At 73.2% G+C, this 22253-nt stretch carries 18 protein-coding genes; 11 read left to right on the forward strand and 7 right to left on the reverse strand.

Annotation, left to right across the window (positions count from 1 at the left end; genetic code table 11):
- Positions 1–91 precede the first annotated feature (91 nt).
- The gene (locus tag ACH4FH_RS26210) at positions 92–1399 is read left to right on the forward strand and encodes a glycoside hydrolase family 27 protein (RefSeq protein WP_398558348.1); all 1308 of its coding nucleotides are present in this window, start codon (positions 92–94) and stop codon (positions 1397–1399) included.
- Between the two features lie 28 nt (positions 1400–1427).
- Here ACH4FH_RS26210 and ACH4FH_RS26215 read toward each other — a convergent pair whose 3' ends face one another.
- The 6 genes from ACH4FH_RS26215 to ACH4FH_RS26240 form a co-directional block, all read right to left on the reverse strand.
- On the reverse strand, positions 1428–3281 hold the full coding sequence (locus tag ACH4FH_RS26215; RefSeq protein ID WP_398558349.1) for a protein kinase: 1854 nt from the start codon (positions 3279–3281) through the stop codon (positions 1428–1430).
- Between the two features lie 171 nt (positions 3282–3452).
- A complete protein-coding gene (locus ACH4FH_RS26220) occupies positions 3453–4712 on the reverse strand; it encodes an acyl-CoA dehydrogenase family protein (RefSeq protein ID WP_398558350.1) in 1260 nt (419 codons plus the stop codon).
- Between the two features lie 189 nt (positions 4713–4901).
- A complete protein-coding gene (locus tag ACH4FH_RS26225; protein ID WP_398558351.1) occupies positions 4902–5696 on the reverse strand; it encodes an SDR family NAD(P)-dependent oxidoreductase in 795 nt (264 codons plus the stop codon).
- Between the two features lie 264 nt (positions 5697–5960).
- A complete protein-coding gene (locus ACH4FH_RS26230) occupies positions 5961–6380 on the reverse strand; it encodes an SH3 domain-containing protein (protein WP_398558352.1) in 420 nt (139 codons plus the stop codon).
- 273 nt (positions 6381–6653) lie between these two features.
- Entirely contained in the window at positions 6654–7418 is a 765-nt protein-coding gene (locus ACH4FH_RS26235; protein ID WP_398558353.1) for a VOC family protein, read from the reverse strand.
- 329 nt (positions 7419–7747) lie between these two features.
- A complete protein-coding gene (locus ACH4FH_RS26240; RefSeq protein WP_398558354.1) occupies positions 7748–8890 on the reverse strand; it encodes an FAD-dependent oxidoreductase in 1143 nt (380 codons plus the stop codon).
- Between the two features lie 538 nt (positions 8891–9428).
- On the opposite strand from ACH4FH_RS26240, the gene ACH4FH_RS26245 reads away from it, so the two are divergent.
- The 10 genes from ACH4FH_RS26245 (at position 9429) to ACH4FH_RS26290 (ending at position 21521) form a co-directional block, all read left to right on the forward strand.
- Positions 9429–10400 carry a FecCD family ABC transporter permease gene (locus tag ACH4FH_RS26245; protein WP_398558469.1) on the forward strand — a complete coding sequence of 324 codons (972 nt, stop codon included), beginning with the start codon at positions 9429–9431 and terminating at the stop codon, positions 10398–10400.
- Positions 10397–11455: a FecCD family ABC transporter permease gene (locus ACH4FH_RS26250; protein WP_398558355.1), complete on the forward strand. Its 1059-nt coding sequence runs from the start codon at positions 10397–10399 to the stop codon at positions 11453–11455. Before ACH4FH_RS26245 ends, ACH4FH_RS26250 begins: the two co-directional genes overlap by 4 nt.
- Positions 11452–12264: an ABC transporter ATP-binding protein gene (locus tag ACH4FH_RS26255; protein WP_398558356.1), complete on the forward strand. Its 813-nt coding sequence runs from the start codon at positions 11452–11454 to the stop codon at positions 12262–12264. The genes ACH4FH_RS26250 and ACH4FH_RS26255 overlap by 4 nt, the downstream gene beginning before the upstream one ends.
- Before the next feature lie 82 nt (positions 12265–12346).
- The gene (locus tag ACH4FH_RS26260) at positions 12347–13360 is read left to right on the forward strand and encodes an ABC transporter substrate-binding protein (protein ID WP_398558357.1); all 1014 of its coding nucleotides are present in this window, start codon (positions 12347–12349) and stop codon (positions 13358–13360) included.
- A 94-nt stretch (positions 13361–13454) separates the two neighbouring features.
- Complete coding sequence (locus tag ACH4FH_RS26265; protein ID WP_398558358.1) at positions 13455–14645, forward strand: acetyl-CoA carboxylase biotin carboxylase subunit family protein; 1191 nt, start codon at positions 13455–13457, stop codon at positions 14643–14645.
- Positions 14642–16450: an IucA/IucC family protein gene (locus tag ACH4FH_RS26270; protein WP_398558359.1), complete on the forward strand. Its 1809-nt coding sequence runs from the start codon at positions 14642–14644 to the stop codon at positions 16448–16450. The genes ACH4FH_RS26265 and ACH4FH_RS26270 overlap by 4 nt, the downstream gene beginning before the upstream one ends.
- Positions 16447–17763: an MFS transporter gene (locus ACH4FH_RS26275; protein ID WP_398558360.1), complete on the forward strand. Its 1317-nt coding sequence runs from the start codon at positions 16447–16449 to the stop codon at positions 17761–17763. Before ACH4FH_RS26270 ends, ACH4FH_RS26275 begins: the two co-directional genes overlap by 4 nt.
- Entirely contained in the window at positions 17751–19532 is a 1782-nt protein-coding gene (locus ACH4FH_RS26280) for an IucA/IucC family protein (RefSeq protein WP_398558361.1), read from the forward strand. The genes ACH4FH_RS26275 and ACH4FH_RS26280 overlap by 13 nt, the downstream gene beginning before the upstream one ends.
- Complete coding sequence (locus tag ACH4FH_RS26285) at positions 19529–20749, forward strand: type III PLP-dependent enzyme (RefSeq protein WP_398558362.1); 1221 nt, start codon at positions 19529–19531, stop codon at positions 20747–20749. Before ACH4FH_RS26280 ends, ACH4FH_RS26285 begins: the two co-directional genes overlap by 4 nt.
- Before the next feature lies 1 nt (position 20750).
- The gene (locus tag ACH4FH_RS26290; RefSeq protein ID WP_398558363.1) at positions 20751–21521 is read left to right on the forward strand and encodes an HpcH/HpaI aldolase/citrate lyase family protein; all 771 of its coding nucleotides are present in this window, start codon (positions 20751–20753) and stop codon (positions 21519–21521) included.
- 8 nt (positions 21522–21529) lie between these two features.
- Here the strand turns inward: ACH4FH_RS26290 and ACH4FH_RS26295 are convergent, their stop codons facing one another.
- A complete protein-coding gene (locus ACH4FH_RS26295; RefSeq protein WP_398558364.1) occupies positions 21530–22111 on the reverse strand; it encodes an HPP family protein in 582 nt (193 codons plus the stop codon).
- Positions 22112–22253: the final 142 nt, after the last annotated feature.

Consider the following 22253-nt stretch of genomic DNA (forward strand, 5'->3'; position numbering starts at 1 on the left):
GGTGGGGCTTCTTGACCAGGCATCGGGCGACTCCTAGCGTCCGGCCGTTGCCCCGCTCCCCGCGCCGCTCCGCCCACTCCTGAGGTGACCTGTGTTCCACCCCTCGGCTTCCCGTCCCCGCCGTACCGTCGCCGGGCTGGCCGCCGTCGCCGCCTGCTCCGTGGGGCTGCTCGCGGCCACCGGCCCGGCCTCCGCGGCCCCCGACCCGGTCCGCGCGTCCCTCGTCCCGCGTGCCGCGGAGCCGTATCCGCATCTGGCTCCGACGCCCCCGATGGGCTGGAACAACTGGTCGTACTACATGTGCGACATCAATGAGAAGGTCATCCTCGACAACGCGCGGGCCCTGGTGCGTACCGGCCTGGCGGGCAAGGGCTACAACACCGTCACCGTCGACGACTGCTGGATGGCGAAGCAGCGCGGCCCCTCGGGCGAGCTGCGCGCGGACCCGGCGAGGTTCCCGCACGGCATGGCCCACCTCGGCAGCCAACTGCACGCCATGGGGCTGAAGTTCGGGATCTACGAGGACGTCGGCACGCTCACCTGCGAGAAGTACCCGGGCAGCATGGGCCACTTCCAGCAGGACGCCGAGCTGTTCGCGCGCTGGAAGGTCGACTACGTCAAGGCCGACGGCTGCAACGTACCCACCGCCCCGGGGAGCACCAAGGAGCAGACCTACCGCGACCTGTACGGCCAGATGAGCCGGGCGCTGGCGGCCACCGGCCGCCCGATGACCTTCTCGGTGTCCGCGCCCGCCTACTTCCAGTTCGACGGCCGGAGCCTGTGGCACCGGGTCATCGGCTGGTCCGCCGAGGTCGGCAACCTGTGGCGGGGCGGTCGGGACGTCGCGCTGGAGAAGCAGTCGCCGACCCAGAAGTGGTCCTCCATCGTCTACAACTTCACCTACAACGCGGGTCTCGCCGACCTCCAGCGCCCCGGCCGCTGGAACGACCCCGACTTCCTGCTCGCTGGGGACTCGGGGCTGACCACGGACGAGATGCGCAGCCAGATGGCCCTGTGGGCGATGATGGCCGCGCCGCTGATCTCCAGCACGGATCTGGCCAAGCTCTCCCCGGCCGCCCTGGCGGTGCTCGGGAACAAGGAGGTCATCGCCGTCGACCAGGACCCGCTGGGCGTCCAGGGCAAGGTCGTGCGGCAGGAGGCGGGAATGACGGTGCTCGCCAAGCCGCTGCACAGCGGCGACCGGGCCGTCGCCCTGTTCAACTCGGGCAACGCGCCGCGCACGCTGTCCACCACGGCCGAGGAGGCCGGCCTGCCGGACGCCGGTTCCTACCGGCTGCGGGAGCTGCACAGCGGCCGCACCACGAACAGCGGCGGGGAGATCGTCGCGAAGGACGTACCGCCGCACGCCACCGTCCTCTACCGGGTCACCGCGCGCTGACCCGCCGGGCGGACGAGGCGGCCGCCCGCTACCGCCGGACCCCGGAACGCTCCTGGCGCAGTTGCGCGACGCGGCGGTAGAGGGCTGCCGCCTCCGCTGCCCGGCCGAGCCGGTCCAGGCACTGGGCCTCGTCCCTGCGGCTGGCGAGCGCGTCGGGATGCGCGGCGCCCAGGACCCGTTCCCGGGCGTCGGCGACCTGACCGTATCTGTCCAGCGCCTCCCCCCAGCGGCCCAGCCAGCCGAGTGCCACGGCGACCTCCCGGCGGCTGACCAGGCTGTCGGGGTGGTCGGCGCCGAGGACCCGCTCGCGTGCCGCCGCCACTTCACGGGCCTCCACGAGCGCCTCCTCCCAGCGGCCCAGCCGGCCGAGATTGACGCCCAGGCCGTGCCGGGCACGCAGTGTCTCGATGTCGAGCGCGCCCTGGACGCGGGTCCTGGCGGCGACCAGGTCGCGGAAGACGGTGAGCGCCTCCGCTCCCCGGCCCAGCCTGTCGAGGCTGACACCGACCTCCTGCCGGGCCGCGAGGGTGTCGGGGTGGTCGGCGCCCAAGGTGCGCGCACGGACGGCGGCGACCTGCTCGCAGGCGCTGAGTGCCGCGTCGGGTCGTCCCGTACGGCCGAGGGCGCGGCCCGCCTCGAAGCGGCTGGTGAGGGTGTCGGGGTGATCGGGGCCGAGGAGCTGCTCGCGTTCGGCGGCGACCGCGTGGTGCACCTCGCCCGCTTCCGCCCAGCGGCCGCCCCGGCCCAGCTCCAGCCCGGTGCCGTGCCGCTCGGCGAGAGCGGTGAGCCGGTCGAGGGGCCGCCCCGGACGGGCGTCCGTGGCAGCCTGGGGCGCAGCGCCGCGCAGCGGGCCGGCACCGGTGGTCCAGGAACGGTCGAGGGCCGCCGTGGCACGCCCCGGCGGATTCATCAGGGGCGGCCGGGCACTGCTCGCCGGGGAACCCGTGGTCATCCCCAGGGTCCAGGAGGGCAGGAGCAGGGTCGGCGCGGTCGCGTCCGCGTCCGCCCGCCCCGCGCTGCGGCCGCTGTCCGAACGACGGGCGTCGGCGAGGCGTTTGCCCAGTTCGTCGGCGTCCCGCGGCCGGTCGTCCGGGTCCTTGGCGAGCAGGTCGAGGACGATGTGGTCGTAGGCTTCCGGCAGGTCCGCGCGCCGCGCCCGCAGCGGCGCCGGAACGGTGTCGCGATGGCCGACGAGCACCGCCCAGGCGTCGCCGACGTCGAACGGCGGCGCTCCCGTGGCGATCTCGTACAGCACGCAGCCCAGGGAGTACAGGTCGCTGCGGTGGTCGACGGTGCCGGCGCCGATCTGCTCGGGCGACATGTAGTGCGGGGTCCCCATGGCGATGCCGGTGCCGGTCAGCCGGGCGGTGAAGCCGATGTCGTGGCCCAGGCGGGCGATGCCGAAGTCGCAGATCTTGACCGTACCGTCGGTGATCCGCACGATGTTCGCCGGCTTCAAGTCGCGGTGCACGACCTCTTGTTCATGGGTGTAGGCGAGTGCGGCGGTGAGCTGCTCCGCGATCTCGATGACATCCGCGACGGGCAGCGGCTGGCGCCGGTTGTCGTCCAGCAGCTGGCTGAGATTGCGGCCGTTGAGCAGCTCCATGACGAGGAAGAGGGTGCCGTCCTCCTCCCCGAAGTCGTGGACGACGGTGATCCCGCGGTGCTGCAGGGCGGCAGCGACCCTGGCCTCGCGCCGGAAGCGCTCGCGCAGCACCTGAAGGAAGTTCGGTTCGTGGCGCGGTCCCATCGGCTTGAGGCATTTCACGGCGACCTGGCGGCCCAGCGACTCGTCGCGGGCGCGCCACACCTCGCCCATGCCGCCGCGCCCGATCGTCTCGAGCAGCCGGTAGCGCCCCTGGATCAGCCTGCTTTCCGCCATCGCGCAGCCCCGCCCCCGTCCCCGCGTTCCGTCGCGCAGCTCCCCCTGCGTGTCTGCCGGTCCAGTATGGCGGCGGAAGGGCGCAGCTTGTAGGGGCGCTGGGCGGCCACGGCGCCCGCGTCGCCGCACGGTGCCCGGAATGTGCGGGGCGGGCGGCGCCGCGTCGCTGTGTCAGCGCCGTACCCGGGGCATCCCGAGGCCGATCCACGAGATGATCTCGCGCTGGATCTCGTTGTTGCCACCGCCGAAGGTGAAGATGACGGCGGAGCGGTAGCCGCGTTCGAGTTCTCCGTGGAGGACGGCGCCCGCCGAGCCCTCCTTGAGCGGGCCGGCTGCCGCGACGACCTCCATCAGCCAGGCGTACGCGTCGCGGCGGGCCTCGGAGCCGTAGACCTTGACCGCGGAGGCGTCCTGCGGGGTGAGGGTGCCCTGCTGGAGGGCGTCGACCATCTGCCAGTTCAGCAGCTTCATGGCGTCCAGCCGGGTGTGCGTACGGGCCAAGCGGCCGCGTACCCATCCGAGGTCGATGACCCGCCGTCCGTCGGTGAGTTCGGTGTCGGCGGCCCAGCGCTGGACGTCGTGCAGCGCCCGGATGGCCATGGTGCCGTGTGCGGCGAGGGTGACCCGCTCGTGGTTGAGCTGATTGGTGATGATCCGCCAGCCCTTGTTCTCCGGGCCGACCCGGCGGGCGGCGGGGACGACGACGTTCTCGTAGTAACTGGCGGTGGTGTCGTGCGAGGCGAGCGTGTTGATCACCGTGCAGGAGTAGCCGGGGTCCGAGGTCGGCACGAGGAGCATGGTGATGCCCTTGTGGGGCGGGGTCCCCGGCTCCACCGGGGTGGTGCGTACCGCGAGCCACACCCAGTCGGCGGTGTCGCCGTTGGTGGTCCAGATCTTCTGCCCGTTGACGACGTAATGGCCGGTCTCCTCGTCCCCCTTGCGTACGGCGCGGGTTTTGAGGGCGGCGAGGTCGGTACCGGCGTCCGGTTCGCTGTAGCCGATGGCGAAGTCGATCTCACCGGAGAGAATCCTGGGCAGGAAGTACGCCTTCTGCTCATCGGTGCCGTACTGCATGATCGTCGGTCCGACGGTGTTCAGGGCCATCAGCGGCAGCGGAACGCCCGCCTGCGCGGCCTCGTCGAAGAAGATGAACTGTTCCATCGGGCTCATGCCGCGCCCGCCGAACTCCTTGGGCCAGCCGATGCCGAGCCGGCCGTCCGCGCCCAGCCTGCGCACGGTCTCCCGGTAGAAGCGCTTCTGCGCGGCCGCGGCAGGGCGGCCCGCGGCGGGCTGGGCTTGGGCGCCTTGAGGTTCTCGGGAGTCCTGGGAGCCTCGGGAGCGGGCGTAGGCGTTGTCCGGCACCAGTTCGGCGAAGTACGTCCGCAGCTCGGCGCGCAGTTGCTGCTGCTCGGGGGTGTATTCGAGGTGCACGGCCCCTCCAGTTCGTCCGGTCCCGTCGTCCGGCCCGGCGTTCACCGGGCTTCTGACGGCCCGTCGGATACCGGATCGAGGGGCACAGTAGAACGCGTTCCAGAAATACGGAAGGGCGCGGGCAGCGGTCCGCGAGGGCCGTCGCGCCCGTGGCAGCGGCCACCCCCGGGCGGTCGGGGCCTGCCCGGGTCAGGGGACGATCGAGTCGACGTAACCACCGTCGACGCGGACCGCCGCCCCGGTGGTCGCCGAGGCGAACGGGGAGCTGAGATAGACCACCATGTGCGCGATCTCCTCCGGCTCGATCAGCCGCTGGAGCAGCGACTGCGGGCGGTGCTCACGCATGAAGGTGCGCTGCGCCTCGTGCCAGGACAGGTCCCGGCCGACGAGGTCGTGGACGAAGTCCTCGACCCCTCCGGTGTGGGTCGGGCCGGCGATGACGGAGTTCACGCACACCCCGGTCCCCGCGGCCTCCTTGGCGAAGCCCCGGGAGACCGCCAGCAGCGCGGTCTTGGACATGCCGTACTGGATCATCTCCGCGGGGATCACCACGGCGGAGTCGCTGGCGATGTTCTGGATGCGCCCCCAGCCACGGACCATCATGCCCGGGAGGTAGGCGCGGATCATCCGGACCGCGGTCAGCACATTGATCTCGAAGTACTGCCGCCACTCGGCGTCGTCGATCTCCAGGGCGGGCTTGGCACCGAAGATGCCCAGGTTGTTGACGAGAATGTCGACCTGCGGCACGGCGTCGAGGACCTGCTGGAAGCCGCTGTCGTTCCCGATGTCGCCCGGCGCGGCGACGAACTCCGCGTCCGGCACCTCCCCGCGCAGCCGGTCCAGCGCGGCGTCCACGGACTGCTCGCTGCGCCCGTTCACCGCGACCCGGGCCCCGGAACGGGCCAGGCCGGCGGCGATGGCCGCCCCGATGCCCTGCGTCGAACCGGTCACCAGAGCGGTCTTGTCGGCGAGATCGATCTGCACGGCACTCCGTCCTTCCTCGCACGGTCCGCTGATCCTGGCTCAGCCTTACACGGGCCACCGCGGGGTGCACGAGATCGGGACCTCCCTCGGCGCGCCCTGCCCGGCGCCGCGCCCCGGGCCCCCCTACTCCCTTGCGCCGGCGACCGCCGGCGCGTCCGCACCGAAGCCCGGCTCGGCGCCCGGAACCTTCCCGAGGTGCCCAGCCGGGCCTTGCGCACATCCTGCGGAGCGACCCGCGGCCCGTGCGGCCGCGGTCGGCGGAGATCAGCCCATGGCGTTCTTCGCGGCCGCGTCGGGCAGCATCCGGCTGGGCATGGCGTCCTTGCAGTACTTGACGTAGCCGGTGTTGGTCACGTACTTCGCCGCGATCCAGTTCGCGTGGGGTCCACGGATCAGGTACCAGACGTCATTCCCCGCGATGTTCTGGGCGCGGACCTTGCAGACCAGGCCGACCTGCGCGCGGTAGTGGAGGAAGCCCTTCACGGAGGAGTCCGTGCTGGGGTACTGACGCTCGTTGAGGCCGGTCTTCGCGGTGACGGTGCCGTACGGCTTCGCCGGCACGGCCTGGGCCTGGGCCGGCGCCGCAGCGAGCAGCGTGGCACCGAGAGCGGCAGCCGTGGCCAGTGCGCCCGCACCGGCTGCGAGCGTTCTGCCGCGGGCCACGAGGGTGTCGGTCGTGGACATAGGTGTCTCCTGTTCTTGACGCGCAATGCGACCCATTGGGCGCGAGATCGACATTACGCGCAAAATCATAGAAAAATGTGCTGAAACGACGGCCAAGGAGCCGATCGTGTGACGGATCAAGTGCGCCCGGACAGCGGGAAGTCGGGGCCTTGCGGCCGGTGCCGGGCGCCGCGCTCCGGCCGGGCGCCGGCCCACACCGGCGGCGGCGTCAAGTTTGCCGCGGCTCCGGCGTGTCGGGCACGCGACGGGCGTCACCTCACCGCGGGCCGCGGCTCACCCTTCGGCACTGGCGCGGTGGATCCCGAAGACACCGCCCTGGGGGTCCCGGATCATGGCGACCCTTGGGCCGTCCGGCACGTCCATCGCGGGCACCAGGAGCGTGCCGCCGGCCTCGGCGGCGCGGGCGGCGGTCGCGTCGACGTCGGCCACGGCGAAGTAGGGCATCCAGTTCGCGGGCATATCGCCCGGGTAACGGTCGTCCAGGAGGCTCATCCCGCCGAAGTCGGCACCCTCGACGCCCCACTGCGTGTACGCGTCGCCGGTGTTGACGGTCCAGCCGAAGACCCGCGGGTAGAAGGTGCGGGCGCCCTCGGGGTCCGGGGTGGCGAGTTCGACCCAGCCGAGCGAGCCGGGTGCGCCGAACACGGCGGCGCCGGCGAAGGAACGGGCCTGCCACAGGGCGAAGACGGCACCCGCCGGGTCGGCGAGGACGGCGAAGCGCCCCAGGTCGAAGACGTCCATCGGCTCCATCAGCAGGGTGCCGCCGGCCTTTGTGGCCGCGGCGGCCGACGCGTCGGCGTCCCGGGTCCCGAACGAGACGGTCCACGCGGTCGGGCGGCCCGGTGCGTACAGCGGAGTCAGCGCGGCCACCGGCGCGCCGCCCAGGGAGAGCATCGTGTAGCCGCCGGCTTCAGGGCGCGGGTCGGTCTCCACTCGCCAGCCGAACACCTCGCGGTAGTACACCTTGGCGGCGTCCGGATCCGCGGTGGCCAGCTCGACCCAGCACGGTGCTCCGGCAGTGGGCTCAGTGATCTGCACCGTCTGTTCCGTTCGTCCGCGCGGCCGGACGGCTCCCCCGCACCGCACCCGCCGGGGCGTTCGCGCATCCGTACACCGCAGTCCGTATTCCGTACGCTGCCGATCGTGCGGGGGGCGGGGCGCCGCCGCAACCGGAGGGCGGCCGGGGCGCGCGGGCCGCGAGACGTACCTGTCGTACGGGAGCTGCTGGGCGCGGGGGCCGTCCGGGGCGCGGATCCGGCGGTCGCACGGACGTTCCCCCGAGCATGCGCCGCGAACAGACATGGAAGGCAGGGCACTTGACCGCTCCGCACGGCCGTGCCTCGCCCGGCGTGGCGGCCACGGGCCGGTCAGTGGCGGCGGAAGAGGTGCCGCGTGGCGCCGTGCGGTACGTCGGCGGCGATGGCGTTGTTCAGGTCGAGCGCGGCGGCCTCGGCCGCCTCGGCGGAGCGGGGCAGCATGACCGACTCGTAGTCCCGTAGCGCGGTCTCCGGATCGGCGTGGCGGATGAGGGAGCGGGCGAGGTCGCGGCCGTCGAGCAGGGCGAGATCGACGCCCTTGCCGGAGAACGGCGTCATCAGATGCGCGGCGTCCCCGAGCAGTGTCAGGCCCGGGGTGTGCGGCCAGGTGTGCGGCACCGGCAGGGCGAACAGCGGCTGGTTGAGGAATCCGCCGTCGTTCTCCCGTAGCAGCGCGAGCAGGGTGCTGTCCCAGCCGGCGAAGGCGTCGAGCAGCGCGGCGCGCATGTCCTCGGTGTCGTGGATGTTCACGCCGCGCTCCAGCATCCAGTCCTGGGAGCCGCGGAAGGCGATGTACGCGCGGATGTGGCCGCGTCCGTCGCGGTGGGCGATCAGCCCCTTGCCGCCGGACAGCGCCATCATGCTGCCGTCGCCGACCAGCCGGGCGATGGCCGGGTGGCGGGCGTCGACGTCGTCGAAACCGATTTCGACGAAGGTGACGCCCGAGTAGTGGGGAGTGTCGTCCGACAGCAGGGGCCGCACCCGGGACCAGGCTCCGTCGGCGCCGATGACCAGGTCGAAGGTCTCGGTGTGCCCGCCGTCGAAGACGGCCTTGTGGGTGCCGTCGCCCAGCGGGTGGAGTGTGCTCAGGTAGCGGCCCCAGCGGACGGTCCCGGGGGTGAGGGAGTCCAGCAGCAGACGGCGCAGGTCCACGCGGTCGATCTCGGGCCGGTGGTCCCCGCCGTCCGCGGGCAGGTCGCGGCGCACCAGGGCGCCGGTGTGGTCCAGCAGTCGCGTCTCCCGCCCACCGGGGCGGGCGAGGGCGTGGAATGCGTCGTCGAGCCCTGCCGCGCGCAGGGCCGCCCGCCCGGAGGTCGCCTCCAGGACCAGCGCGCCGCCCTGGGGACGGGTGTCGGCCGACGCCTCGCGTTCGAAGACGGTGACCGGCCGGCCCTCCCGCTGGAGGACGCCGGCGCAGAGCAGGCCGCCGAGGCCGCCGCCGATGACCGCGATCCGGGGAGTGCTGGGGTTCATGACGCTCCTCAACTGTGGGAACACGGCCGGACGTCGGCGTGCCCGAGCCGCCCGGCCGAGCGGCCCCGGCCACCGTCGGGCGGGCGGTACGCGACCGCGGCCGGTACGTCACAAGAGCACAACGAAGGCCAAAGGGTGCAACGACTCCCCTTTCGTATCGACGAAAGGGCGCAAACTCCGCGACGACACCCCGGCCGCCCGCTCCTCCATCAGACCGGAGGACGCGCCCCGGGGCGACCGCAGAGGGATGGAGCAGCTCGCAGGCTTCGAAGGGCGAAGCCGGGGAAGGCGGGAGGGTGCGGGTGGTCCGCCGCCCGCGCGTCGCAGGCTCCGCCGCTCACGCGAGGTCAAGAACCCATGGCCCGCGGGCGGTAGCAGCCACCGGTGGGCAAAACGGATAGTTGACCGTTTCTGTACACCCGTACTTGCAGTTTTAGGTATGCCTAACCTAATGTAACGACGCGTGTCCACGATCAAACCAGCCGCCACGGCACCCCCCGTGCCCGGCACGCAACCCACCGCCAAGACCTTGCGGCGCATCCCGCTGTTCGCGGTCGGGGTCTGCGCGCTCGTGGTCTGCGCGGCCCTGAGCCTCGCCCTCGGCGCGCGGTCCGTGCCGCTGTCCACCGTGCTCGATGCCCTGTCAGGCACCGCCCACGGGCGGGACGCCATCGTGGTCACGGGCCTCCGGCTGCCGCGCACCGTCGTCGCGCTCGCGGTCGGCGCGGCCCTCGGTGTGGCCGGAGCGGTCGTCCAGGGCGTCACCCGCAACCCGCTCGCCTCACCGACCACCCTCGGCATCAACGCCGGTGCCGGCTTCGCGGTGGTCACCGCCATCTTCGCGCTGCATCTGACGCGCCCCGCCGAATACCTCTGGTTCGCCTTCGCCGGCGCGGCGGCCGCCGCGCTGTTCGCCCAGGCCCTTGCCCGGCGCGCCGGCGACCTCGACCCGGTACGCCTCGCGCTGGGCGGCACGGTCCTCCAACTCGTCCTGCTCTCGTGGACCTCGACGGTGATGCTGGCCAGCAAGCGGTCGCTGGACGAGGCCCGGTTCTGGCTGGCCGGTTCGCTGTCCGAGCGCCCGCTCTCCGTGCTCTATCCCGTGCTGCCGACCCTGGTGATCGGACTGGTCATCGCGCTGGCCATCACCCCGGCGCTGAACGCGCTGGCGCTCGGCGACGACTCCGCGCAGGCGCTCGGTGTGCCGGTGGCGCGGATCAGAACGGCCGGCGGCCTCGCCGTCGTGCTGCTCGCCGGTTCCGCGGTCGCCGTGGCCGGCCCGCTGGCGTTCATCGGCCTGGCGGCCCCGCACCTCGTACGCCAGCTGTTCCGCTCCTCCGACCACCGCATCGTGGTGCCCGGCTGCCTGATCGCGGGACCGCTGCTGCTGCTCACCGCCGACATCCTCGGACGGATCGTCATCCGCCCCTCCGAGCTGCAGGTCGGCATCATCAGCGCCTTCCTCGGCGCGCCGCTGCTGGCGCTGCTGGCCCGGAAGGTGGCCCGATGACCGACACCGTGGGTACCGACAAGGTGTCCGCCGTCCGGCCCGCCGGGCGGCGCCCCGCCGCGCTCCGCACTCCCCTGCTCGCCCTCGGCGGCGTGCTGGTGCTCCTCGTCCTGATCACGGTTTCCGTCGCCAACGGCGACATGCCGCTCGCACCGGTCGACGCCGTCAAGGGCCTGCTCGGGCTGGGCGATCCCGGCACCGTGCTCATCGTCCAGGAGTTCCGTGCCCCGCGCATGGCCGCGGCGGTCGTCGCGGGTATCGGCCTGGCCGTGGCCGGTGCGCTCCTCCAGCGGCTGTTCCGCAACCCGCTCGCCTCTCCCGACGTGATGGGCGTGACCGGCGGCGCCTCGTTCGGTGCCGTGGCGATGCTCGCCACGGGCGCCTCGCAGGCGCTGATCCCGCTGGCCGCGCTCGGCGGCGGGCTGCTCGCCGCGGCGCTGCTCGCGGTGTTCGCCTGGCGCGCCGGGGTCAACGTCACCCGGCTGGTGCTCGTCGGACTCGCCGTGCAGGCGGGGCTGGCCGCCGCGGTGAACTTCATGGTCGTCAGCTTCCCGACCGAACTGGCCGGCTCCGCCCTGCAGTGGACGACCGGCTCGGTATACGGGCGGACCTGGACCGAGGTCTGGGTGGCGGGCGCGGCGGTGGCCCTGGCCCTCGTCGTCGCCTTCCTGCTGCACCGCCGGCTGGCGGTCCTCGACCTGGGCGACGACTCGGCGGGGGCGCTCGGCCTGCACACCAGCGCCGCCCGCCTCCAGGTGCTGGTGACGGCCGTGGTGCTGGCCTCCCTGGCCGCGGCCCTCACCGGCCCGGTCGCCTTCGTCGCGCTGGCCGTACCGCACATGGTGCGGTTCGCCGCCGGACCGCCGACCGCCGGGACGCTGGCGCTCTCCGGCCTGGCCGGCTCCATCCTGCTGCTCGCCTCCGATCTGGTGGCGCAGCATCTGCTGCCGGTGAGCGGACTGCCGGTCGGGGTGGTCACCGCCACCCTGGGCGCGCCGTGGCTCCTGGCCCTGATGATCCGTCAGAGCAGTTCCGTCAACAGGAGTGCCCGATGACCGCCAACCAGCTCTCCACGCACGGACTCGACCTGCGCTACGGCGACCGGCTGATCGTCGAGAACCTCGACCTGGTGCTGCCCGGCGGCGCCGTCACCGCCGTCGTCGGCCCCAACGCCTGTGGCAAATCCACCCTGTTGCGCGGTCTGACGCGGCTGCTGGCGCCGTCCTCGGGCACCGTCGCACTGGACGGCGCGGACATCCACCGGATGCCGGCCCGCACCCTCGCGCTGCGCATGGGCCTGCTCCCGCAGCAGCCGGTGACCCCCGACGCGATCACCGTCGAGGCCCTCGTACGGCTCGGACGCTATCCGCACCAGCGGCTGCTGAGCCCCTGGTCGGCGTCCGACCAGCAGGCGGTGGAGGAGGCGCTGGCGCGCACCGGCACCGACGTGCTGCGCGACCAGCCGGTCGACCAGCTCTCCGGCGGCCAGCGGCAGCGTGCCTGGATCGCCCTCGCGCTGGCCCAGGACACCGACCTCCTCCTGCTCGACGAGCCCACCACCTTCCTCGACCTGCGGCATCAGCTCGATGTCCTCGACCTGGTCGCCGCGCTGCACGCCGAGGCGGGCCGCACCGTGGTGATGGTGCTGCACGACCTCGGGCAGGCCGCCCGCTACGCGGATCACCTCGTGGTCCTCAAGGACGGGCAGCTGGCCGCGGCCGGCGCCCCGGCGGATGTGCTCGACGCGGAGCTGGTCAAATCCGTGTTCGACGTGGACTGCCGGGTGATCCCCGATCCCGAGACCGGCACCCCGCTGGTCGTCCCCAAGGGCCGGGCGTTGCGGCACACCGCCGTCTCCGCCTGACCGCCCCGCTCTCCCCCACGAGCACTGTCCCGCGCTCGAAAGAGCGTCAGTCTCCGCTCCCCGTAAGGAAACCGACACCCTCATGTTCAGCAGACTCACTTTCCGCGGCATCAGCCGGCTGCTCGCCGCGCTGCTCGCCGTCGTCCTGGGCACCGCCGGCCTGGCCGCCTGCGGCGGCGCCAAGTCCTCGGACGACGACGCGAAGGACGGCGCCGGCTCCGGTGCCTTCCCGCGCACCGTCAAGGACGCCATGGGCGGCGCGGAGATCCCCGCGAAGCCGAAGCGCGTCGTCGTCCTGGACACCGGCGAGCTCGACGACGTCACCACGCTGGGCATCACGCCGGTCGGCGCCGTCTCTCCGCACATGAAGACCGAGGGCGGCTTCCCCACCTACCTCAAGGACGAGATCAAGGGCGTCACGGACGTCGGCCCGCTGCTGGAGCCGAACCTGGAGAAGATCGCCGCGCTCAAGCCCGACGTCATCCTGTCCTCCAAGGTCCGGCACGAGAAGATCTACGACAAGCTCAAGGCCATCGCCCCGACCGTCTTCACCGAGACCACCGGCGGGCCGTGGAAGGCCAACCTGAAGGTGCACGCCAAGGCGCTGGGCCTGGAGAAGGAAGCCGACAAGAAGCTCAAGGAGTACGAGGCCCGCGCCAAGGCCCTGGGTGAGGCCATCAAGAAGAAGTACGACGGCAAGATGCCGTCCGCCTCGGTCGTGCGCTTCGTGGCCGGCCCGACGCGCCTGTACCAGAAGTCCTCCTACAGCGGCGTGGTCCTGAACGACATCGGTCTGGCCCGCCCCAAGTCGCAGAGCTCCACCGACCCGGTCAAGACCATGCTGGACGTCAGCCCGGAGGAGATCGACAAGGCCGAGGCGGACCTGGTCTTCGTGACCGTCGCGGACGACCCCGACAAGACCCAGAAGAAGGACGTCACGTCCAACCCGGTCTGGAAGGACCTGAACGCCGTCAAGGACCACAAGGTCTTCGACGTGCCGGACGAGACGTGGATGTCGGGCATCGGCATCCAGGCGGCCGAGCACATGCTCGCCGACGTGGCCAAGGCCACCGGCGTGCAGCTGCCCAAGAGCTGAACCCCAGGGGGTGGGCCGCCGTCCCCACGGCCCACCCCCGACCCTCACCCCCTCGTCCCCCCGCACCACCCCCGATCCCGAAGGGGCCCCGCTCATGCGGATGTATCTGCTCGCTCTCAACCCCACCGACTCGGTCACCGAGGGCTTCCTGCCCGCCGCCACCCGCCTGGGGCTGACGGTCACGATCCTCACGGACCAGCCCGAGGCGCACCGCCGGGCCTGTCCGCAGACCGAAGTCCTGGAGTGCGACGTCCACGACTTCCGCGCCGTCATCAACCGCATCGCCACCCACCACCGCCCCGACGCGGTGTTCACCAACAGCGACCACCTCCAGACCCAAGCGGCCCTGGCCGCCGACTACTTCGAGCTCCCCGGCAAGGACTGGCGGGCCGCGCTGCGCGCCAAGAACAAGGCCGAGATGCGGCGCCACCTCGCCGCGGCCGGCGTCGACACCGTCCGGTCCGCGGAACTCGCCGCCGGCCAGGACCCGTCCACGCTCACCGCCGCCGGCCTGCCCTACCCCTGTGTCGTCAAGCCCCGCGAGGGAGTGGCGAGCGAGGACGTGATGCTGGCCGCGGGTCCCGAGGAGCTGGTGGCGCGCGCCAAGGAGATCCAGGCGCGGCGCCCGCAGGCCGCGCTGGTCGCCGAGGAGTTCCTCGCCGGTGAGCTGCACACCCTGGAGACGCTCGGCGACGGCCGGGTACGCCACGTCCTGGGCGGCTTCCACACGACCGTCTCGGCGCCGCCGGCGTTCATCGAGGAGCGGCACGACTTCGTCGCGGCGCACCCGGAGCCGGTCCAGGCGCAGGTGCTGGCCCAACTCGACGCCCTGGGTGTCGGTTTCGGCGCGTGCCACACCGAGTTCGTGGTCCACGAGGGCCGCGCGCGGCTGATCGAGGTGAACTACCGCGCCATCGGCGACCAGTGCGATCTGCTCCTGGCGCAGGTCCTGGACATCCCGCTGTTCGAGCACATCCTGCGGACGCATCTGGGCGAGCCGCTGCCCGCCGACCTCGGTGCGCGGCGCGACGGTGCGGGCCGGCTGGAGTACGCCCGCGCGGACCGGGCCGGGACGCTCACCGCGGCGCCCGCCGCCACGGACCGCACGGTGGACGGCGTACGGCTGACCTACCGGCCGCTGCGCCCGGTCGGCGCGGAGCACCCGCTGTACCGCACCAACCGCGACTACCTCGGGGTCCTGCGGGCCACCGGCACCGACGGCGGCGCCGTGGACCGCGCGTCCGACGGCTTCTTCGCCGCCGAGCGCTGGGAGATATCGTCATGACCGCCGCGACCGACACCACCGAGGACCTCGGCGCGGACCCGGCCGCCGGCGCGGACGAGGAGGCGGAGCTGCTGCGGCGCGTGCTGAGCGCGCTGCTGCGCGAGGACGTCGTCGGCCTGCGCAGCCGCAGCACGCTGCTGGAGCGGCCGGACGGCCCCTGGCTGCGGCTGCCCGCGGACCCGGACGCGGCGGCCCTGCTGCTTCCGCTCGGCGCGGACGGCTACCAGAGCACCTACGCGGCCCGGCTGCCCCTGGTGGTCCGCGAGACCGACGGCACCCGGCTGACCACCACCGATGACGTGCTCGCCGCGCTGCGCGCACTCGCCGACCCGGCCGACCACGAGGGCTTCGACGCCTTCGCCGAGGAGTGCCGGCAGACCCTGGCGACCATGCGGCTGCACAGCCGGACGCGGGCGGAGACCGACGCGGAACTGACGGAGCGCCACGGGTCGGACCCCGGCGCCTGGTCCGGCCTCTCCGGCGGCCTGGCGTACGACACGCTGGCGGCGCGGCTCGATCACCCCGTCTACCCCACCGCACGCGGCCGCTCCGGTCTGGACGAGCGGCAACTGCGTTCCTACGCACCCGAGTTCCATCCGCGGTTTGCGCTGCGCTGGCTCGCGCTGCCGCGCACCGCGGTGGCCGTGACGGGCGGCGAAGCGGCGCTGCCCGACTTCTGGCCGACGCCGGCGGCGCTGGGCCTGCCGCACCTCGACGGCAGCCATCTGGCGCTGCCCGTACACCCGTTGAGCCTCGGCGACCCGCTGCGCGACGCCCTGCGCGAGACCGGTCTGGAGCAGGACGCGGTCCTGTCCGAGCGCGCGCTGCTCTCCGCGGTGCCGACCCTGTCGATGCGCACGGTGGCGCCGGACGCCGACCCGCGGCTGCACCTGAAGCTGCCGCTGGCCACGGCCACGCTCGGGCTGCGCAACCGGCGGACCATCAAGCCCCGTACGCTCATCGACGGCGCGGCGGGCCAACGGCTCCTGGAGACCGTGATCGCCCGCGAGCCGCGGTTCATGGAATCGATCCTGCAAGCCGACGAGACCGTCTACGCGCACGCCGAGCACGAGCTGCTCGCCGTGCTGTGCCGCCGCTACCCGGCCGGTCTCGACGACAGTGTCGTGGTGCCGATGGCCGCCCTGCTGAGCCGGGCGCCGGGCGGCAGGCCGGTCATCGACCATCTCGCCGAGCGCTTCTACGACGGTGACCCGCTCGCCCTGCTGGACGCCTGCCTGACCCTGCTCTTCGACTGGCAGACCACCCTCTTCGGCTACGGCATCGCCCTGGAGTCGCACCAGCAGAACATCTCTTTGGTGCTGGACCGGGCGGCGGGCCGCACCCGGCTGCGGCTGCTGTTCAAGGACAACGACGCACCACGTCTGCACACCGCCCGGCTGCGGGACACGCTCGGGGACGACGCCCCGGACCCCGCCGCCTTCGCCGACCCGCGGATCTTCACCGACAGCGACCGGCCGATCCTGGACATGTTCGCCACGATCACCGTCCATCTGTGCGCGGGCTCCTATGCCTTCGGGCTCGCCCGGCAGGGCCGCGCGCCCCTCGGACAGCTGCTCGGCCTGGTCCGCGAGCGACTCGCCGAGGCCGTCGAGCGGCAGGGCACCGCACCGGGTGAGCCCGGCGCCGCGCTGCGCGCCCACCTCCTGGACGCGCCGGAACTCCCGGTCAAGGCGATGGTCAGCGCCGGGACCCTGCTGTCCAAGGAGCGCTCGGGCGCCGCCGACATCAACAAGCACTACACGACCGGCCCCAACTACCTGCTTCCCACAGAGATGTGCCGATGATCACCGCTACGCGACGCCGCCAGGCCGCTCCGGACGCCGTCGAGACCAAGACCCGTCCCGCGCTCGCCCGCCGCCAGGTACACGCCGTGGCGGGCTGCTACTTCGTGGCGTCCTTCGCCGCCCTCGGCCTGCCGCCGTACCTCACCGAGATCCTGCCCGAGCTGGGCGACGGCGCGGCCCGCTGGGCCGGGCTGCTCTACATCGTCCCCACCATCTTCGGTGCCCTCGGCGCGCCCCTGTGGGGGCGGCTCGCCGACCGCTTCGGCCGCAAACGGCTGCTGCTGCGGGCGCAGTTGGGGCTCGCCGCGGCGTTCCTGCTGGCCGGCTGGGCCGACTCGATCGGCACCTTCGCCGCGGCGCTGTGTCTGCAAGGCGTCCTGGGCGGCACCTTCGCCGCGTCCAACGGCTATCTGGGTGCGGCGCTGGAGGGCAACGCACTGTCCCGGGCGCTCACGCTGATGCAGGGCAGCGCCCGCGCGGCACTGGTCTTCGCGCCGATCGTCGTCGGCTCGCTGACGCCGTGGCTGTCCCCGCACCGCCAGTACGCGCTGCTGGCCGTGCTCCCGCTGGCCGCCGCCCTGATGCTGGCGGCGCTCCCGGAGCCGCCCCGGTCCCCGGCCGGCGCGCAAGGACCCGACCGGTCCGCCGCGGAGGCCACGGCCACCGAGTCGGCAGAGGTGGCGATGGCCGCGGAGGCCGCCGCGGCCGAGCCGGCACCGCGTGCCCGGTTCGGCTCCCTGCGCACCCTGTACGCGCTGGAGTTCGCGTTCGTGTTCTCCACCGTCATCTCCTTTCCCTACCTGATCTCCCTGATCAAGGAACGGCTCCCGGGGACCGGCCCGATGGTGTCCGGCGTGCTGTTCGCCCTGCCGCACATGTGCTACCTCCTCGCGGCGATGGCGGTGCACTCCGTCTTCCGGACCCGCCCCCGCCTCGGCATCGCGCTCGGCTTCGGCTGTATCGCGCTGGGTCTGGCCGGCCACGGCGCCGCCGACTCGCTCCCCGCCTTCATCGCCGTACGGCTGGTGCTCGGCGCCGGCCTCACCCTCGGGCTGGTCTGTCTGTCGGTGCTGGCCGCCGACTGCGCCAAGGGCCGTGCGCCCGGCGGGCTGTTCGGCTCGATCGAGTTCTTCTCCAAGGCCGGCGCGGTCGCCGCCGGCCTGGCCGCCGCGGCAGGCAACGACTGGTTCGGCCCGTCCGCACCCGTCCTGACCGGCACCGCGATAGCCGTGGTCACCGTGCTCGCGACCACCCTCCCCGCTCTTTCGCCCCGTCTCCCCCGCACCCGCTGGAGCCCCCGATGCCCTCGCTGACCAATTCGCCCGGCACCGCCCCGGCCCCCGCCTCCCCCGCCGGTCTGCCCACCGCCGACCACGTCGTGGCGCACACCCTGCTGAACTGCTTGCTCCGCGAGGTCAGCGGGCCTGAGCACCAGACCGCCGTCGACACCGGCCATCTGCTGATCAGGCTCCCCCGGCGCGGGGTGCTGCTGCGGGTGGCGCTGCGCCGTACGTCCCTGATCGGCGCGCACCGCTTCACCGGCCCGGTGACCGAGCAGGCCGAGGACGGCTGGGCCGAGCTCGGCTGGGGCCGGCTGGCCGAGTACGTGCACGCGGAGCTGTCGCTGCGCACCGGCGTGGCCAACGAGGAGTTCCTCGCGCAGATCGCCTCCAGCCATCAGGCCGTCGCGGCCGCGCTCGCCTCGCGCGACGTGCCGCGGCGGGCCGAGTCGGGCGCGGCGGACGGGGACTGGCTCGCCGCCTACCTGGCCTCCGAGCAGGCGCTGCTCTTCGGCCACCGGTTCCACCCCACTCCCAAGGCGCGTACGGGTGACCCCGCATCCTGGCAGTCGTACGCGCCGGAGGCCGGGGCGTCCTTCCCGCTGCTGCTGCTCGCCGTCCGCGACGAGTTGATCGCCGAGGAGGCGGCCGAGGCCGACGCCACCGCGGCCCTGGACGCGCTGCACACCGACGTGCCGGACGGCTTCCGGCTGCTGCCCGTCCACCCCTGGCAGTACGAGCTGCTGCGCGACCATCCGGGCCTGCGCGAGGCGCTGGACCAGGGCGACATCCGGGTGCTGGGGACCGGCACGACGCCGTTCGCCGCGACCGCGTCCGTCCGCACGCTCTTCGACGGCGCGTCCTTCCTGAAGTTCAGCCTGAACGTGCGCATCACCAACTGCCTGCGCAAGAACGCCAGTTACGAGCTGTCCGGCGCCGTCGCGCTGACCCGTCTGCTGGAGCCGGTCCTCACCGACCTGGCCACCCGCTTCCCCGGTAGCGCCGTTCTCCGCGAGCCCGCGTACCGCAGCCTGGCGCTGCCGGGACCGGACGGCCTGCCGGAGACCGAGCTGCTCGAAGGGTTCGGTGTCATCGTCCGCGAGGGGCTGTCCCGGCGGCTGCTGCCCGGCACCACCCCGCTGCTGGCGGCCGCCGTCGCCGACGAGTACCCGACCAGCGCGGCCCATGTCTCCCGCCTCCTGGACGGCGCCGGCCCGCAGGCCGCGCTGGAGTGGTGGGCGGCGTACCTCAACCTGCTCCTCCCGCCGGTGCTCGCCGCGTACTTCGACCACGGCGTGGTCCTGGAACCGCACCTGCAGAACGTGCTGGTGTGCGTCGACGGCGACGGCATGCCCGCGCAGGTGCTCTTCCGCGACCTGGAGGGCACCAAGCTCGTCCCGGAACACCACACCGACCTGCTCGCGTCGCTGCCCGAGGCGATCGCGGCACCCATGAGTTACGACGCGCAGCGCGGCTGGGACCGCGTCGTGTACTGCCTGCTGGTCAACCACGTGGCCGAGATGCTGGCCGCGCTCGCCGATCTGCACCCGGGCATCGAGGCCGAGCTGTGGGCCCAGGTGCGCCGCACCCTCCAGGCGCACGCCGACCGCCACGGCTGCCCGCCGCGGCTGGCCGCCCTGCTGGCCGGGGTGCCGCTGCCCGCCAAGGCCAATCTGATGACCCGCTGGGAGCGCAAGGCCGACCGGGAAGCCGGCTACGTCCCGCTGCCCTCGCCGCTCGCCGAAGCCGTCCTGACCGGCGCCGTGCGGACCGACGACACCACCCCCTGGAGCGCTCGATGACCCTCCCCACCCCCGCGGTCCGCGCCCGCGTGACGGCGCTGCGGCCCGAGGAACTGCCCGCCTACCTCTACGACCTGACGGCGCTGCGCGAGCACGTGGCCGGGGTGCGGGCCGCGCTGCCCGAGCGGGTGGAGCTGTACTACGCGGCCAAGGCCAATCCGGAACCGGAGATCCTGTCCGCCCTGCGCCCTTACGTCGACGGCTACGAGGTCTCCTCGGGCGGCGAACTGGCGCACGTCGGCAAGGCCGTACCCGGTGCGCCGCTGGCCTTCGGCGGCCCCGGCAAGACGCCCGCGGAGGTCGCCCAGGCGCTGGAGCTCGGCGTGGAGCGCTTCCATGTGGAGAGCGTCTACGAGCTGCACATGCTCGCGGACCTCGCCGCCCGCCTCGCCCCGGAGCGCCGCATCGCGGTGCTGGCCCGCTTCAACCTGTCCGTCGACGACGGCTCGCTGGACGGCAGCTCCCTGGCCATGGGCGGCCGCCCCACCCCCTTCGGCCTGGACCCGGCGCAGGCGGACGACGTGGTCGCACTCCTCACCGACGGCACCTACCCGCACCTCGAACTGCGCGGAATCCACGCCCACTTGGCGAGCGGCCTGGAGGCTCCCGAGCAGCTCGCCGTCGCCGGGGCCATCGTGACCTGGTCCGTACGGCTCGCCGAGCGCCACCGCATCACCCTGTCGGAGGTGACCATCGGCGGCGGGATGGCCGTCGATTACGCCGAGCCCGAGGCCCGCTTCGACTGGGCGGCGTTCGGCGCGGGGCTGGACCGGCTCGCCGCCGCCCACCCCGATCTCACGCTGCGCATCGAGCCGGGCCGCGCGCTCACCGCCTACTGCGGCTGGTACGCCACCGAGGTGCTGGATGTGAAGCGCAGCCACGGCGAGGACTTCGCCGTGGTCCGGGGCGGCACCCACCACCTGCGCACTCCGGCCACCAAGGGCCACGACCAGCCCTGCACGGTACTGCCCTCCGACGAGCCCTGGCCGCACCCCTGGCCCCGGTCTGCGGCCGAGGGCGACCGCGTCACCGTCACCGGCCAGCTGTGTACGCCCAAGGACGTCCTCGCGCGTGACGTGCCGGCGCCGGGGCTCCGGGCCGGCGACCGGGTGGTGTTCGGGGTGGCCGGTGCGTACGCCTGGAACATCTCGCACCACGACTTCCTGATGCATCCCCGTCCGGGCTTCCACTTCCTCGGCAGTGCGGAGGACGCCTGAGATGCTGCGTACCAACGAGGTCCGGCGCAAGCTCGCCGCGGGCGAGGAGGTGCACGGCCTGTTCAGCACCCTCCCCGAGACCGCCATGGTCGAGATGATCGGCTGCGCGGGCTACGACTTCGTCATCCTCGACTGCGAGCACACCCTCGTCGACCCGCAGCAGCTTGAGCACCTGATCAGGGCCGCCGAGACGACCGGGCTGACCCCGTTCGTCCGCGTCCCGGAGGCCGACCCCGGCGCGGTGCTGCGCGCCCTGGACGCCGGGGCGATGGGCATCGTCGTGCCGCACGTACGCGAGCGCGCCGACGTGGACACCGCCATCAGGGCCGCCCGCTACGCACCCGAGGGCATGCGCTCCCTCAACGGCGGCCGCGGCCCCGGCTTCGGCCGGATCGACCTGCCCACGTACATCGAGCGGGCCAACGCCGAGATCATGGTCATCGCCCTGGTCGAGGACGCCGAGGGCGTGACGGCGATCGACGAGATCCTCTCCCCCGGCGGCGTCGATCTGCTGCTGCCGGGCCCCGGCGACCTCTCACAGTCCTACGGGGTCCCCTGGCAGGTCCGCCACCCTCGCGTGCAGGAGGCGGTGCGGACCCTCCGCGCCGGCTGCGCGCGCCACGGTGTCCCGTTCTGCGCGATGTCCACCACCCCGGAGCGCCGCGCCGAGTGGCACGCCGACGGGGTGCGGGCCTTCGTCCTGGGCGAGGACCGGGATCTCGCCGCGCGAGCGCTGCGCGACCACCTCGACCGGGCACGCGGCGGCAGCTGACCGCCGCGTCACCACCAGTAGGCGGGGTACGCAGGGGCCTCGCGCCGGGCGCGGGAGGCGGCGTACCCCGCCATCACCAGCAGGACACAGGCGCCGACCAACAGAGCGAGGAACCGCAGCGGTTCGGGGCTCTGCAGCACCACGATGACGGCGGTGGCGCACGCGGGGCTGTGCGGTGTGCGGGCGATCATCGTGGCCGCGAGGGCGAGGCTGCCCGCGACGGCGGCCGCCCACGGGGAGCTGCCGCACGCGGCGAGGACCCCGAAGCCGATCCCCGCGCAGAGGAGATGCCCGCCGATCACGCTGCGCGGCTGCGAGAGGGGCAGGGCGGGCGCGCTGTGCACCAGAGCGGCGCTCGCGGCCAGCGGGGCGATGAGGACCACCTCGTGTACCAGTGCGCCGATGCCCACCAGCCCCAGAAGCACCACGGCCGCGGCGCTGACGATGTACAGCGCGGTCGCGGGCGGGGGCGGCGCCGGTGCCCGGCCGGCCAGCGGACGGACCGCGGGCCGACCGGAAGCGTCCGTCGGTACGGGGGCAGCCGGTATCGGGGCAGGGGTGGTCGGTGCAGGGGCGTGGTCGAGGCTCATACGACACTTCTGGGCTGTGCCGGCGCGGGCGGGCCGACGGGGCGGGCGGGAGGTGGAGAGGTCCGGTGCTGCAGACGACATCCACACGCACACCCCCGTGGTCCACGGGAATCCGACCGTACGCATACGCCCGGGTTTCGGG

The sequence above is a fragment of the Streptomyces sp. NPDC017993 genome, assembly GCF_044328065.1.
In the GTDB taxonomy this organism is placed as follows: domain Bacteria; phylum Actinomycetota; class Actinomycetes; order Streptomycetales; family Streptomycetaceae; genus Streptomyces.

Excerpts from the sequence above, each read along its gene's own strand:
- ACH4FH_RS26285 (WP_398558362.1), top strand. The coding sequence starts at position 19,529 with ATGACCCTCCCCACCCCCGCGGTCCGCGCCCGCGTGACGGCGCTGCGG.
- ACH4FH_RS26295 (WP_398558364.1), bottom strand. The coding sequence starts at position 22,111 with ATGAGCCTCGACCACGCCCCTGCACCGACCACCCCTGCCCCGATACCG.
- ACH4FH_RS26255 (WP_398558356.1), top strand. The coding sequence starts at position 11,452 with ATGACCGCCAACCAGCTCTCCACGCACGGACTCGACCTGCGCTACGGC.
- ACH4FH_RS26275 (WP_398558360.1), top strand. The coding sequence starts at position 16,447 with ATGATCACCGCTACGCGACGCCGCCAGGCCGCTCCGGACGCCGTCGAG.
- ACH4FH_RS26265 (WP_398558358.1), top strand. The coding sequence starts at position 13,455 with ATGCGGATGTATCTGCTCGCTCTCAACCCCACCGACTCGGTCACCGAG.
- ACH4FH_RS26290 (WP_398558363.1), top strand. The coding sequence starts at position 20,751 with ATGCTGCGTACCAACGAGGTCCGGCGCAAGCTCGCCGCGGGCGAGGAG.
- ACH4FH_RS26270 (WP_398558359.1), top strand. The coding sequence starts at position 14,642 with ATGACCGCCGCGACCGACACCACCGAGGACCTCGGCGCGGACCCGGCC.
- ACH4FH_RS26240 (WP_398558354.1), bottom strand. The coding sequence starts at position 8,890 with ATGAACCCCAGCACTCCCCGGATCGCGGTCATCGGCGGCGGCCTCGGC.
- ACH4FH_RS26250 (WP_398558355.1), top strand. The coding sequence starts at position 10,397 with ATGACCGACACCGTGGGTACCGACAAGGTGTCCGCCGTCCGGCCCGCC.
- ACH4FH_RS26215 (WP_398558349.1), bottom strand. The coding sequence starts at position 3,281 with ATGGCGGAAAGCAGGCTGATCCAGGGGCGCTACCGGCTGCTCGAGACG.
- ACH4FH_RS26230 (WP_398558352.1), bottom strand. The coding sequence starts at position 6,380 with ATGTCCACGACCGACACCCTCGTGGCCCGCGGCAGAACGCTCGCAGCC.
- ACH4FH_RS26280 (WP_398558361.1), top strand. The coding sequence starts at position 17,751 with ATGCCCTCGCTGACCAATTCGCCCGGCACCGCCCCGGCCCCCGCCTCC.
- ACH4FH_RS26260 (WP_398558357.1), top strand. The coding sequence starts at position 12,347 with ATGTTCAGCAGACTCACTTTCCGCGGCATCAGCCGGCTGCTCGCCGCG.